Here is a 13,352-nt window from a genome sequence, read left to right as displayed (position 1 = left end):
GCCACGATGTCGCTGACCAATGATCGCAGGTACAGCTTGCGGCGCAGGACAACAGAGACAAAGAGGGGCGCCTGTTGGCGCCCATTCACAATCAGCTCAGCGGCCAGACAACAGCTGCCGTTTCCCGATTCAATCAGGCACCTGACAGCCGGCAGCAAAAATCATTTGCGAGCAAATATTACATGCGTCATATTACGCACGTAATTAAATGGCTTTCCCCACAGGTATTCCTCCATGACCAGCATGCCCACCGTAGAGCCCGACCTTGCCGTCCCGGCGAACACTCGCAAGCCGCTGCTCAAACGCCTGCTCCTGCCGACCCTGGGCATCGCCGCGCTGGTACTGGCCGGTGTGTATGCTGCGCACTGGTGGACCAGCGGGCGGTTCATCGAGGCGACCGACGATGCCTACATCGGCGGCGACGTGACGGTGATCGGGCCGAAAGTGGCGGGTTACATTGAAGAAGTGCTGGTGACCGACAACCAGAAGGTCAAGGCCGGCGATGTGCTTATCCGTCTCGATTCGCGCGACTACCGCGCCAACCTGGCCAAGGCCGAGGGCGCGGTGGCGGCTGAAGAAGCCCTGCTCGCCAATCTCGACGCCACCGAACAACTGCAACAGGCCGTGATCGGCCAGGCCCGCGCCGGCATTGATGCCGCCGGTGCCGAAACTACCCGCTCGCGTGATGACGATGCGCGCTACAAAAAGCTTGTCAGCACCAACGCGGTCTCGGTGGAAAGCGCACAACGAGCCAACGCCACGTTCAAGACGGCCCAGGCACAAAGCAACCGCGCCCAGGCCGAACTGCTGGCCGCACAGCGGCAATTGAATGTGATCGCCACCCAGAAACAGCAGGCCCGCGCGGCTTTGATTCAAGCAATAGCCGAACGCGACCTGGCGCAGCTGAACGTGGGGTATACCGAACTGAAAGCCCCTGTGGATGGCGTGATCGGCAACCGCCGCGCACGGACAGGCGCGTATGCCCAGGCCGGTTCGCAACTGTTGTCGGTGGTGCCGTCCAGCGGCCTGTGGGTCGACGCCAACTTCAAGGAAGACCAACTGGCACACATGGCCCCCGGGCAACGGGTCACCATCCGCGCCGACGTGCTCTCGGGCCAGGTATTCCATGGTCATCTGGACAGCCTGGCGCCGGCCAGTGGTTCGCAGTTCAGCGTGTTGCCACCGGAAAATGCCACCGGCAACTTCACCAAGATCGTCCAGCGGGTACCGGTGCGCATCCATCTCGACCCGGCCGACAGCGTGCTCGGTCACCTGCGCCCTGGCCTGTCGGTCACCGCCGAAGTGGACACGCGCAAGGCGCCTGAAACGCCAGCCGTGGCCAGCGCGCCATGAGCCGCACCCTCGCCGCCCCGGCACCAGCGTTCGATGCCGCGAGCATGGCGACGGCGACCAAGGTTTTCGCCTTCGCCAGCATGTGCATCGGCATGTTCATTGCGCTGCTGGATATCCAGATCGTCTCGGCGTCGCTGCGTGACATCGGCGGCGGCCTCTCCGCCGGCACCGATGAAACCGCCTGGGTGCAAACCAGTTACCTGATCGCCGAAATCATTGTGATTCCCCTCTCCGGCTGGCTGTCCCGGGTATTCTCGACACGCTGGTTGTTCTGCGCCTCAGCCGTGGGTTTTACCCTGACCAGCCTGCTCTGCGGCGCGGCCTGGAACATCCAGAGCATGATCGCCTTCCGCGCCCTGCAAGGCTTCCTCGGCGGTTCGATGATCCCCCTGGTGTTCACCACCGCGTTCGTGTTCTTCACCGGCAAGCAGCGGGTGATCGCGGCGGCAACCATCGGCGCGGTCGCGTCATTGGCCCCTACCCTGGGTCCGGTGATCGGCGGCTGGATCACCGACATATCGTCCTGGCACTGGCTGTTCTACATCAACCTGGTGCCGGGGATTTTCGTCGCCGTGGCGGTGCCGATGCTGGTGAAGATCGACCAACCGGAACTGTCGCTGCTCAAGGGCGCCGACTACCTGAGCATGGTGTTCCTGGCGCTGTTCCTCGGCTGCCTGGAATACACCCTCGAAGAAGGTCCGCGCTGGAACTGGTTCAGCGACCGCACCATCCTGACCACGGCGTGGATCAGCGGCCTGGCCGGCCTGGCCTTTATCGGCCGCACCCTGCACGTGGCCAACCCGATCGTCGACCTGCGAGCCCTGAAAGACCGCAACTTCGCCCTCGGCTGTTTTTTCTCATTCGTCACCGGCATCGGCCTGTTCGCCACCATTTACCTGACACCGCTATTTCTTGGCCGGGTCCGCGGCTATGGCGCATTGGACATTGGCCTGGCGGTTTTCTCCACTGGCGTGTTCCAGATCATGGCGATTCCGCTCTACGCCTTCCTGGCCAACCGCGTCGACCTGCGCTGGATCATGATGACCGGCCTTGGCCTGTTCGCCTTGTCGATGTGGGATTTCAGCCCGATCACCCATGACTGGGGCGCCCGGGAATTGATGCTGCCGCAAGCGCTGCGCGGGATCGCCCAGCAACTGGCGGTACCGCCCGCCGTGACACTGACCCTCGGCGGCCTGGCACCGGCACGACTGAAACACGCTTCGGGGCTGTTCAACCTGATGCGCAACCTCGGCGGCGCCATTGGCATCGCCGCCTGCGCAACCATCCTCAATGACCGCACGAACCTGCATTTCACCAGGTTGGCGGAGAACCTCAACAGCACCAACGAAGCGCTCAACCAGTGGCTGTCACAGGTCGGCAACAACTTCGCCGCCCTGGGCCAGAGCGGCGATATAGGAGTAACGGCCAGCCTGCGTCAGCTCTGGCTGCTGACCTACCGCGAAGCGCAGACACAAACTTATGGCGATGCGTTCTTGATGATCATGGTGTGCTTCATTGTCGCCACGGCGATGGTGCCCTTGATGCGCAAGGTGCAACCACCAGCTGCGCCGAGTGCGGAGGGTCATTGATATGTCGAGTATGTCACCATCATTAGATGGCTAGGTAGCATCTACCAACTTTTCCCAAAGCTGAATTTCAATTTCTAACATCGCTCAGCATTCGATAACAGTTCAGTGGCAGGTAGCTGTCTAAGAAAAAAGCGCGGTCAGCCTATAAGTTGTCGCTTTCTAATCTGCATGACGGGGATAGACAAACAAATCAATCAGATTTTGAGCCTTCCTGAAAGATTTAAAAAATCTAAAACTCAAACCGACTCTGAAACTAACAGTTTTTTTCAGGAAATTTTAAAACTCAAAACCCCAACACGGCCTTCAAATACCCGATAGTTTTTCCTGAAATAGCTATATTTACTGCAGCAACGGGAATCATCAATACCACTTTAGCGGGGAGCGAGATATTCAAGCCAAACTTCGGCGGAATGAAAAATACCGCCCACGTCAGCCACATGGCTGATGCCATCCATAAAGATGTCGAGACAAACTCTACCATTGATACCACTCCGTATTGATTGAGCCGCTGACCTTAAATCCAGGGCAGCGGCATTCAATGGCATGCGTACCGCAAGTCAGAGACAAGCGCGTATTGACCTAATTTGTCGGCCACCCGGCGCTTGCGAGAATATTGAGATTCGCATACATGAACACACCGTATAAGTGAGATGTGTTCGCAATATACAGCGGCATTACATTATTTAGTGCGTCTGTTCGACGCGGAAAGCAGATTCAGAACACTCTTACAACCTCCTACAGAAACGTCCTCCGACGTTCGTCAATGGTGCCCTAGATACGCAAGGTGGCAGCCACCGACCGCGCCGAGTTCCGATGCCCATTGAGCCTCGGCACTGGGCCAGGACGAAAAATCAGGCCTGAGGCGTCTTGCGAAAGCCCACCGCCAGACGGTTCCAGCCGTTGATGGTGTTGATCGCCATGGTCAGGTCAACCATTTCCTTGGGCGTGAACTGGGCGCTGACCACTTCGTAGTCTTCGTCCGGGGCATGGGTCAGGCTGAGTTGGGTCAGGGATTCGGTCCAGAGCAGCGCGGCGCGTTCGCGCTCGGTGAAGAATGGCGCCTCGCGCCATGCGGTCACGGCGAACAGGCGGCGTGGGGTTTCGCCGCCCTTGATGGCGTCGGCGGTGTGCATGTCGATGCAGAAGGCGCAGCCATTGATTTGCGAAGAGCGCAGCTTGACCAGCTCCAGCAGGTTCTTTTCCAACCCCAGTTTGGAAACCGCGGTTTCCAGGGCACTCATGGCTTTGAGGGCATCAGGGGAAGCGGTATAGAAATCGATACGCTGTTGCATGGATGACTCCAGGGCGAGTGTGTGTGTGGCACTAAGTTAGTCCCAGGGTCAGTGCGCACAAATAGCCAATCTTGCAGAAGTCGAGGAGGCCAATGGCGCCCTCGTGCCCCTCACACCCGACTGCGCAACCATTGCAGAAACCCTTTCTTCGGCACAACCACGGGTATATCCGCGATCAGCGACTGTGCCTTGTTCAGGCGGAAATCCATCAAGGATTTCATCGCATCGTTGATGTCCTGGCGGGCATCCAGGCAGGGCTTGAGGTACTGCTTTTCGATGCGATAAAGCGTGCAAGGGGTTTTCGCGGCGAACTGGGCAGGCAGCGCGCTGTCGGTCAGGATACCGGCCTCGCCGATCACCTCCCCCGGCCCCATGCGTCCGGATTCGATAGGCGTACCGTTACGGTTCAGCGTGACCGACACCACACCGGACTCGATGATGAACAAGTGATCGCTGACCTCCCCTGCATCCAGGATCGTCTCGCCGGAGCGGAAGGTCTGCAGGGCCATGTTCTGGCTGAAGGTTTCTTTCTCTTCCTGGCGCAGGGTGGAGAACAGCGGAGAGCTATCGAGCAGCGCCCGTGGCCGCGTGAGGTCGCTCGACGGACTGGGTTCGATGCTCGACAGCAGGTGGATCCCGGAGGCCCGCAAATGTCGGTACGCCAGGTCGAACAGCTGATTGCGTACCGAGCGCTTTTCGCTCATCGAGGCGACAAAACCGCTGATTTCGTATTCGTTGCCGGCAGCGCTGGAGCTTTTAAGCGCAACTTTGGCCCCGGGTGAAGTCAACAAGGTCCGGCAGCCCTGCATCGCTCGCTCAAGGGCATCGATCACGGTTTGCGGACGGACATGGGGGCTGACCTGCAGGCTGATCGAAAGGCCGAACATATCGCTGGGCCGGCTGAAGTTGGTGATCTTGGCCTTGGCGGCCAGCGAGTTGGGTATCACGATCATGCTGCCCTGGGAGGTCTGCAGGCGCGTGGCCCGCCAATCGATATCGATGACCCGGCCTTCGGTGCCGTCGATGGCGATCCAGTCATCCAGTTGATAGGGTTTGGTGGTGTTCAGCACGATCCCGGAAAACACGTCGCTGAGGGTACTTTGCAAGGCCAGGCCGACGATGATCGCCAGGGCGCCTGACGTGGCCAGTACGCCCTTGACCGGCAGATTGAGCACGTAGGCCAAGGCTGCGATGACCGCGACAAGGAAAATCACAGCACCCAGCAGGTCCTGCAGCAGTCGCCCGGTATGTCCCACCCGTTGCATCAGTCCCGCACCGATCAGCACGGTCAGGGTGCGCGCAGCGAACAGCCACCAGCCGATCTGCAACCCCGTGGCCGCCAGATGCAACGGTACATTGTCGACCCAGGGCGCGGGTTCCAACGGGTTCATGCCTTCGTTGAACAGCACCAGGCTGAACAACGTGAAAATCACCGGCCGAACCAGAAGTTTCACGTTGTGGCCACGGGTACCGATCAAGCGCCACAACAACAGATCGATCAGGATCAGGACGAAAGCGCAGATCAGTGGGTGTTCGGTGAGCAATGACAGCATCAAGCAGCTCCGGCACAGGACAGTGAGCAAAAGATCTCATGGGTTGGCCAGAGTGTAGGAGCAATTGGTGGCTTCGGAACACTACAAACTACTGTGGGAGCGGGCTTGCTCGCGAATGCAGTGCGTCAGGCGATATTGATGTGCCTGACACACCGCCTTCGCGAGCAAGCCCGCTCCCACAGGGGTATGAGTGTTGCCCGGTTTATTTGCTGTTGGTCAGGGTGCTGTAGCTGGTCATCAGGTTGCGGTAGTCCGGGATGTGATTGGAGAACAGCGTGCCCAGGCCCTCGATGTCGTTGCGCCAGTCGCGGTGCAGTTCACAGGCCAGGCCGAACCAGGTCATCAGCTGCGCGCCGGCGCTGGACATGCGGTTCCACGCCGATTCACGGGTCAGCTCGTTGAACGTGCCGGACGCGTCGGTGACGACAAAGACATCGAATCCTTCGGCCAGCGCCGAGAGTGCCGGAAACGCCACGCACACCTCGGTCACCACCCCGGCAATGATCAATTGCTTCTTGCCGGTGGCCTTGATCGCCTTGACGAAGTCCTCGTTGTCCCAGGCATTGATCTGGCCGGGACGCGCGACATAGGGCGCGTCCGGAAACAATGCCTTGAGCTCGGGCACCAGGGGGCCGTTGGGACCGGTTTCGAAACTGGTGGTGAGGATGGTCGGCAGCTTGAAGTACTTGGCCAGGTCGGCCAGGGCCAGCACGTTGTTCTTGAACCGGTCCGGGTCGATGTCGCGCACCAGCGACAGCAGGCCTGTCTGATGATCCACCAACAGAACGGCGGCGTTGTCCTTGTCGAGACGCTTGTAGGAAGTTGTCATGGCAGTAGTCCTCGCGTGTTATCGATGCCGAAGAAAATCGGCGTGGGTGTCCCGGTTAGCGCTGGGAATCCAGCGTTTCATGTTCGTTCGCCACTTGTTGAGCCTTGAGGTAGCTCTCGATCAACAATTGATAATGCGGCATGGCCTGGGCATAGACCGCGGCCCACTGCTCGGCGTCCGGTCGGTTCCACGAGCCTTGCAGCTCAGAGAGCGTAGCCATGATGTCGATCGGCACCACCCCGGCCTGGGCCAGACGGGCAATTGTCAGATCAGTGGCCAATTTGGAGTGGTTGCCCGAGGCATCGACCACGGCAAACACCTTGTAGCCTTCATGCACCGCGGCAATGGACGGAAACGCCAGGCATACGCTGGTCAGGGTGCCGGCGATCACCAGGGTTTTCTTGCCAGTGGCTTTGACCGCCGCGTGAAACTCCGGGTTGTCCCAGGCATTGATTTCGCCCTTGCGCGCCACGTATTGGGCATGCGGTGCCGCCTCATGGATTTCCGGAATCAGCGGCCCGTTCGGCCCTTGGGGCACGGACGCGGTGGTGATCACCGGCATCTTCAGCAAGGTGGCCGCCTTGGCCAGGGCAATCGCGTTGGCGCGCAGCTGCGGTACATCCATGTCCTTGACGATCTGGAACAGCCCGCTCTGGTGATCGATCAACAGCATGGCGCTGTCATTGGCGTCGATCGTCGGTTTCTGGCCATTGAAGTTGGCCGCAGTGACGGTATTCATCAGTGTTTCCTCTTTTAGCAGACAACAGCCATCCCTGGCCTGGGAACCGGCCTACTCATCCTGTGTAGAGCGGGTTGTTGAAGCGAAACGGATTAACCGTGCATCTGGCCGAAGCGGCCTGACTGGAAGTCGGCGAACGCCTGGTGAATTTCCTGCTCGGTATTCATCACGAACGGGCCGTGACCGACGATCGGCTCATCGATCGGTTCGCCGCTGAGCAGCAGCACCACCGCGTCCTCGCTGGCTTCGAGGGTCATCTGGTCGCCCTTGCGGTCGAACAAGGCCAACTGACCTTGACGTACCGACTCCAGACCGTTGACTTCAATCGTGCCGCGCAACACCACCAGTGCGGTGTTGCGGCCCTCATGCAAGTCCAGCGTGAGCAACTTGCCGGCATTCAGGCGCAGGTCCCAGACGTCGATGGGGGTAAAGGTGCGCGCCGGCCCCTTGTGGCCTGCAAACTCACCCGCGATCAAGCGCAAGCTGCCGGCGTTGTTCTGCAAGGCAATGCTCGGGATGTCGCCATCGAGAATCGTCTGGTAACCGGCGTCGGCCATCTTGTCCTTGGCCGGCAGGTTGACCCACAACTGGACCATTTCCAGGGTGCCACCGCTCTTGGCGAAACCTTCGGAATGAAACTCTTCATGGAGAATCCCCGAGGCGGCGGTCATCCATTGCACGTCGCCGGGGCCGATCTTGCCGCCACTGCCGGTGGAGTCGCGGTGTTCCAGTTCACCCTTGTAAACGATAGTCACGGTTTCGAAACCCCGGTGCGGATGCTGACCAATGCCACGTCGAGCCGTGGTGGGGGTGAATTCAGCGGGGCCGGCGTGATCGAGCAGCAGGAACGGGCTGATGTGCTTGCCCAGGTTGTCGTAGGAAAACAGCGTGCGAACCGGAAAACCGTCGCCGACCCAATGGGCCCGTGGGCTGGTGTAGATACCGATGATGTTTTTCATGGTGTCTCCTGATGAGGTGAGTGAAGCCATGGACAGAGCTTAAAACTGCGACCTTTGTTGCGCTAGACTGCAAAAATCAGCTTTAGCGTTCTATTTGGAGAACGATGGTGGAAGACCTCAACACCCTCTATTACTTCACCCAAGTGGTGGAGCATCAGGGTTTCGCGGCGGCTGGGCGAGCCCTGGACATGCCCAAGTCCAAGCTCAGCCGACGCATTGCCGAACTCGAGGAACGCCTCGGCGTACGCTTGCTGCACCGCAGCAGTCGGCATTGTTCGCTGACGGAAATCGGCCAGGCGTATTACCAGCGTTGCCTGGCGATGCGGGTGGAGGCGGAAAGCGCCGCCGAGCTGATCGAACGTAACCGCTCCGAGCCCCAGGGTGTGGTGCGCATCAGCTGTCCGACGGCGCTGCTCAACTCCTGGGTCGGGCCGATGCTGACCCGCTACTTGCTCAAATATCCGCTGGTGGAGTTGTTCATCGAGAGCACCAACCGCCGGGTCGACCTGATCCACGAAGGTTTCGACATCGCCTTGCGTGTGCGTTTTCCGCCGCTGGAAGACACCGACATGGTGATGAAGGTGCTGGGCAACAGTACCCAGAGCGTGGTGGGCAGCCCGACCTTTTTGCCGCGCCTGTCGACCCCCGCCTCCCCGGCCGACCTCAGTGGTTTGCCGAGCCTGCACTGGGGGTCGGCACAACGCGAGTACCAGTGGGAATTGTTCGCAGGCGATGGCAGCAGTGCGTTGATCAGGCACGCGCCGCGAATGGTCACCGATGACCTGTTGGCCTTGCGTCACGCGGCGGTGGCCGGCATCGGGATCGTCCACCTGCCCAGTGTGGTGGTGCGCGATGAGATTGCCGCTGGCCAGTTGGTCGAACTGGTGCCGGGCTGGGCGCCAAGGAGTGGCGTCATCCACGCGATCTTCCCGTCGCGCCGAGGCCTGCTGCCGTCGGTGCGCAGCTTGATCGACTTTCTTGGCGAGGAGTTCAGCCGTAGTGATATTGCCTGAAAGCAGCGGCATCTGAAAAACGAAGCCGACGTCGGCCAGGCCATCGCCTGACCAGTCCCAATGGCCTGGCGCCGACCTGGGATTAAGCCGCCGGGTTCAAGCCTCGGCCCGGCTCAAGACGGTGTCCAGCCGCGCCATGGCTTGGTGCAACTGATCGACGGCGGCGTCGATCAGGGAGGGATCGCCCTCGCCACAGGCGCGCTCCAGTTGTTCGCAACCCGCCACCAGCGCCTGCGCCCTGACCATCTGCGCGCCTCCCTTGATACGGTGCGCCAGGTCCTTCAAGCCATAGTAGTTACCACTGGCATGTTCTTGCCGCAGGCGTTCGCTATCCTCGCGGTTGCTCACGGCCAGGTCATGCAACAATTGAATGATGAGTTCACTGTCGGCCCCTGTGTAGCGTTGCAACCCGCTTACATCGATTTCGGCACCGGAAGGCGCTTCGCTTGCACCTGGCGATTCGCTGGAAAAACGCGTGGCCAACCAGGCGCTCAGGTCGACCAGTCGAATGGGCTTGAACAGACAATCGTCCATGCCCGCTTCGATACAACGGATTTTTTCCTCAGGTTGCGCGTTGGCGGTGAAGCCCAGGATCACCGTCGGCTGTCCCACCTGGAAGCGCTCCTCATCGCGGATCGCACCCGCCAGTTCATAGCCGCTGACCACCGGCATGTTGCAGTCGGTGACGACCAGATCGCAGGCATGTTCCCGCCATTGCTCGAAACCTTGCTGGCCATCTTCTGCGAGCAAAACCCGGTGCCCCAGGTAACTCAGTTGCCGCGACAGCAGCAACCGGTTGGCCGGGTAATCGTCCACCACCAGAATCGTCAAGGGCCGGGTCCTTGCCGGCGATTCGCCCGACACCATTTCAGTGGCGGGCAACGTACGCAAAGCCACCAGTTCAAGGTCGATGTCCAACCGGGTGCCGCGCCCCAGGACGCTGACGAGTTGCAAGCGCCCACCCATCATTTCGCACAGCGTGCGGCTGATCACCAGCCCCAGGCCGGAACCCTGTCGGCCTGACGCCTGATGATGACCGGCCTGCACGAACGGGCTGAACAGGCGTTGCTGGTCAAAGGCGCTGATGCCGCTGCCGCTGTCCTCGATACACACACTCACCGCAAGACGGTCCGCCGAAGCGGGCACGACCTGCAACCTCAGGCTGACCTCGCCTTTGTGGGTGAACTTGATGGCGTTGCTCAACAGGTTGGACAGCACCTGCTTGAACCGTGTGGGATCGATCAACACATCGCGGTCGCTGTGCTCGTCCAGTTCGACCCGCCACTGCAGGTTCTTCTGCCGGGCCAGGCCTTCGAAGACCCGGCACACCGATACCACCAGCGCCTGCAGATTGGCCCGCTCCGGCGTCAACGACAACTGCCCGGACTCGATACGGGCAATGTCCAGGATATCGCCGATCAGGGCCAGCAACTGTTGCCCGGCATTTGACGCGACCTCGATGGCCGCGCGATCGGTTACGCCCTCATCGGCGCTTTTGAGCGCCAGTTCAAGCATGCCGATCAAGGCATTCATCGGCGTGCGGATCTCATGGCTCATGGTGGCCAGGAAGGTGGTCTTGGCCCGGTTGGCATCGTCGGCAGCATCCTTGGCGTCCTGCAGTCGGGCCAGCCATTGCTGGCGCTGGCGAATCTGCCAGCGCTGCCAGGCGATCCAGGCCAGGGCAAGCAGCAGCAAGGCGCCGGCCGCCGCGAACGCCTGGAAAATGCTCTGGCGATGCCGTAGCCAATAGCTCTGCTCCACCATCAGGTCATTACGCCAAGGCATGATCAGCTCGTCGATTTCTTCCGGGGGGATGCTGAGCAAGGCCTTGTCCAGGATCGAATGCAACTCGGTGGCCTCGCGACCGGTCGCCAGGGTGCTGCGCGCGGGATCGGTGCCCACCGTGCTGGTGACCTGGAGGCGATCACGGTACTGCCGGGATATCAGGTAACGGGCGCTGATCAACGAGTTGATGGCGCCTTGTGCCTTCCCTTGGGCGACCATTTCCATGGCATCGGCCGACAGGGGCGCATCCACACAGCGGATCAGCGGAAAGTGTTGGCGAATGAACTCGCCGGCAATATTGCCCTGGGTCAGCGCCAGGGTTTCTCCGGCCAGGTCATCCAGGGTCCGGGGGTTGTCCGGCGCCAGGCGCGTCACCAGTACCGAAGGGCTGGTCAGGAACGCCCGGGTAAACAGCAAGTCATCCTCACGCAGGGAACTCAGGCCGATACCGGCCAGCACATCGACCTCGCCGCTCTTGATCGCTTGCACCATCTGCGCCACTGACGGCATGGCGCGGATGTCGAATTGCAAGCCGGTACGCAGGCTGATTTTCGCCAACACGTCGACACCGATACCGCGAAACCTGCCTTCACTGTCCATGAAGGTGATGGGCGGAATGTTCTCGTTGATCGCCACGCTCACGCGCGGGTGCCGGTCGAGCCAACGCTGCTCGGCCTCACTCAATTGCAGTGACTGCGCGCCCGGCATGGACACCCCGCTCGCCCCCCAGCGGCGCTGGATGTTCATCTGCTCATTGGCCGTTATCGCTGCCAGGGACTTGTTGACGATACGCAGCAGCGCCGGGTTGTCGCGGGCCATGGCAAAGGCGAAACGCCCGGACTCCATGGGCGAGAAGTCAGCCAGCTGAACGTTGTTCAAGTAGTTTTTGCTGATCAGGTAATGGGCGCTGATTGCATCACCCAGGTAGACGTCCGCCTGGCCGAAGGCGACAGCCCCGACCGCCGCCAGTGTCGAAGGGAAAAGCTGCACCTGGGCCTCGGGATAGAACCGCTGCACGCTGTGTTCAGGCAAGTAGTGGTAGAGCATGGCCAGGCGCTTGCCCGCCAGCGCAGGGTCCAGCACCTGGGGCGAATCAACGCGCGTCACCAATACCGGCTGATCCACCGCATAGGCGCGGGACATCTGTAATTGCGGGTCCTGGGACTCGTAGCTGTTGGACGTTCCCAGCAGGTCCGCCACCCCTTGTTTGACGGCCCGAACGGCGTCTTCGCGTGATGAATAACGCCGGACTTCGATCTCCACTTGCAGTAGCTGCCGGAGCAGATCGGCGTAGTCGGCTGTCACCCCCTCGAGCGTGTGATCGGTGGTGATGTCGAAAGGCGGATAATCCGGGGCTGAAACCGCGAGCACCAAACGGCCTTTTTGCTGCAACCAACGCGAGTCGGCTGACGACAACCGCAGCACTTGACCTTCCACGCTGGAACGGCCCAGCAAGGTCAATGTTTGCGGTTGCGCACAGACACTCGATACCCCCAGGCAAAGGGCCAACAGCAGGTATCGAAGGGCGTTCATTCAGATCAAGTGATGACGTTGGGCAAGATCCCTCAGATGCACCGACGACTCCATGTTGAGTTTCTCAGTCAACCGGGTTTTGTAGGTACTGACGGTCTTGTGGCTCAGGTGCATGATTTCGGCGATTGCCTTGTTGCTCGTGCCCCGGGCCAGATGCTGGAAAATCGACAATTCGCGATCCGAAAGCCTGTCGATCATCTGTTTTTCACTGCGTTGCGCCTGGCTCAAGGACACTGAGCTGGAGGACAATCGGGTGAAATAGGTGTAACCGGCCATCACGGCGTGCACCGCCTTGTGCAAATGCTGCAGATCGTTGGTCTTGGCGACGTAGGCCACGGCACCGGCACGCATGCAACGATCCTGGAAAAATGCCGGTTCCTGCGCCGTAAACACCACCACGCGGCAATGCACCTCCTCCATCTGGATCCGTGCCAGGACATCCAGGCCATCGAGCGACGGCAAGTTGAGGTCCAGCACCACCAGTTCAGGTTGATGCTCGCGGATCATCGGCAACACTTCGTTACCGCAGGCCGCCTCGTGGATGCGCTTGTATCCTTCCAGCTTGAGTACGATTTTGACTGCACCGCGAATCACCGGATGATCGTCCACAACCAACGCTGCCTTCATGGCAACTCCCTATGCATTAACACGACTTTCGGACACTGACGGCCCTTGGGCAAAACCCGGACTGGACACAGTAGCTGCGC

General features: G+C 60.4%; 11 protein-coding genes. 3 read left to right on the top strand and 8 right to left on the bottom strand.

Going from position 1 to position 13,352, the window contains the following annotated elements; all coding sequences use genetic code 11:
* Positions 1-234: 234 nt before the first annotated feature.
* Together NQL71_RS02945 and NQL71_RS02940 are read left to right on the top strand one after the other, a co-directional pair.
* Positions 235-1,353 carry an HlyD family secretion protein gene (locus tag NQL71_RS02945; protein WP_274642251.1) on the top strand — a complete coding sequence of 373 codons (1,119 nt, stop codon included), beginning with the start codon at positions 235-237 and terminating at the stop codon, positions 1,351-1,353.
* Positions 1,350-2,942 carry a DHA2 family efflux MFS transporter permease subunit gene (locus NQL71_RS02940; protein ID WP_274642250.1) on the top strand — a complete coding sequence of 531 codons (1,593 nt, stop codon included), beginning with the start codon at positions 1,350-1,352 and terminating at the stop codon, positions 2,940-2,942. Before NQL71_RS02945 ends, NQL71_RS02940 begins: the two co-directional genes overlap by 4 nt.
* Positions 2,943-3,225: 283 nt before the next feature.
* Here the strand turns inward: NQL71_RS02940 and NQL71_RS02935 are convergent, their stop codons facing one another.
* From NQL71_RS02935 to NQL71_RS02910, 6 genes are all read right to left on the bottom strand, one after another.
* On the bottom strand, positions 3,226-3,423 hold the full coding sequence (locus NQL71_RS02935; protein WP_274642249.1) for a hypothetical protein: 198 nt from the start codon (positions 3,421-3,423) through the stop codon (positions 3,226-3,228).
* A gap of 370 nt (positions 3,424-3,793) precedes the next feature.
* Positions 3,794-4,234, bottom strand: coding sequence for a carboxymuconolactone decarboxylase family protein (locus tag NQL71_RS02930; RefSeq protein WP_046817829.1), 441 nt, complete (start codon positions 4,232-4,234; stop codon positions 3,794-3,796).
* Between the two features lie 110 nt (positions 4,235-4,344).
* A complete protein-coding gene (locus tag NQL71_RS02925; RefSeq protein WP_046817828.1) occupies positions 4,345-5,787 on the bottom strand; it encodes a mechanosensitive ion channel domain-containing protein in 1,443 nt (480 codons plus the stop codon).
* A gap of 202 nt (positions 5,788-5,989) precedes the next feature.
* Positions 5,990-6,616 carry an isochorismate family cysteine hydrolase YcaC gene (ycaC, locus tag NQL71_RS02920; protein ID WP_046817827.1) on the bottom strand — a complete coding sequence of 209 codons (627 nt, stop codon included), beginning with the start codon at positions 6,614-6,616 and terminating at the stop codon, positions 5,990-5,992.
* Positions 6,617-6,671: 55 nt separating this feature from the next.
* Entirely contained in the window at positions 6,672-7,355 is a 684-nt protein-coding gene (locus NQL71_RS02915) for an isochorismatase family protein (RefSeq protein ID WP_077186262.1), read from the bottom strand.
* Positions 7,356-7,447: 92 nt separating this feature from the next.
* Entirely contained in the window at positions 7,448-8,314 is an 867-nt protein-coding gene (locus NQL71_RS02910) for a pirin family protein (RefSeq protein WP_274642248.1), read from the bottom strand.
* Positions 8,315-8,418: 104 nt separating this feature from the next.
* Here NQL71_RS02910 and NQL71_RS02905 point away from each other — a divergent pair, with 104 nt between their 5' ends.
* Entirely contained in the window at positions 8,419-9,327 is a 909-nt protein-coding gene (locus NQL71_RS02905) for a LysR substrate-binding domain-containing protein (RefSeq protein ID WP_046817824.1), read from the top strand.
* A 96-nt stretch (positions 9,328-9,423) separates the two neighbouring features.
* Here NQL71_RS02905 and NQL71_RS02900 read toward each other — a convergent pair whose 3' ends face one another.
* Entirely contained in the window at positions 9,424-12,645 is a 3,222-nt protein-coding gene (locus NQL71_RS02900) for a transporter substrate-binding domain-containing protein (protein ID WP_274642247.1), read from the bottom strand.
* Positions 12,646-13,272, bottom strand: a complete 627-nt coding sequence (locus tag NQL71_RS02895) for a response regulator transcription factor (protein WP_274642246.1) — start codon at positions 13,270-13,272, stop codon at positions 12,646-12,648. It abuts the gene before it with no gap.
* Positions 13,273-13,352 lie beyond the last annotated feature (80 nt).

This window comes from Pseudomonas serbica (assembly GCF_028823535.1).
GTDB lineage: Bacteria > Pseudomonadota > Gammaproteobacteria > Pseudomonadales > Pseudomonadaceae > Aquipseudomonas > Aquipseudomonas serbica.
Note: the sequence above shows the minus strand (reverse complement) of the source record. Positions and strands in the feature narration are given on the sequence as shown.

Bases quoted from the DNA above. Each gene is read 5' to 3' on its own strand.
- NQL71_RS02925 (WP_046817828.1), bottom strand. From the start codon at position 5,787: ATGCTGTCATTGCTCACCGAACACCCACTGATCTGCGCTTTCGTCCTG.
- NQL71_RS02940 (WP_274642250.1), top strand. From the start codon at position 1,350: ATGAGCCGCACCCTCGCCGCCCCGGCACCAGCGTTCGATGCCGCGAGC.
- NQL71_RS02935 (WP_274642249.1), bottom strand. From the start codon at position 3,423: ATGGTAGAGTTTGTCTCGACATCTTTATGGATGGCATCAGCCATGTGG.
- NQL71_RS02915 (WP_077186262.1), bottom strand. From the start codon at position 7,355: ATGAATACCGTCACTGCGGCCAACTTCAATGGCCAGAAACCGACGATC.
- NQL71_RS02895 (WP_274642246.1), bottom strand. From the start codon at position 13,272: ATGAAGGCAGCGTTGGTTGTGGACGATCATCCGGTGATTCGCGGTGCA.
- ycaC (WP_046817827.1), bottom strand. From the start codon at position 6,616: ATGACAACTTCCTACAAGCGTCTCGACAAGGACAACGCCGCCGTTCTG.
- NQL71_RS02905 (WP_046817824.1), top strand. From the start codon at position 8,419: ATGGTGGAAGACCTCAACACCCTCTATTACTTCACCCAAGTGGTGGAG.
- NQL71_RS02930 (WP_046817829.1), bottom strand. From the start codon at position 4,234: ATGCAACAGCGTATCGATTTCTATACCGCTTCCCCTGATGCCCTCAAA.
- NQL71_RS02945 (WP_274642251.1), top strand. From the start codon at position 235: ATGACCAGCATGCCCACCGTAGAGCCCGACCTTGCCGTCCCGGCGAAC.
- NQL71_RS02910 (WP_274642248.1), bottom strand. From the start codon at position 8,314: ATGAAAAACATCATCGGTATCTACACCAGCCCACGGGCCCATTGGGTC.
- NQL71_RS02900 (WP_274642247.1), bottom strand. From the start codon at position 12,645: ATGAACGCCCTTCGATACCTGCTGTTGGCCCTTTGCCTGGGGGTATCG.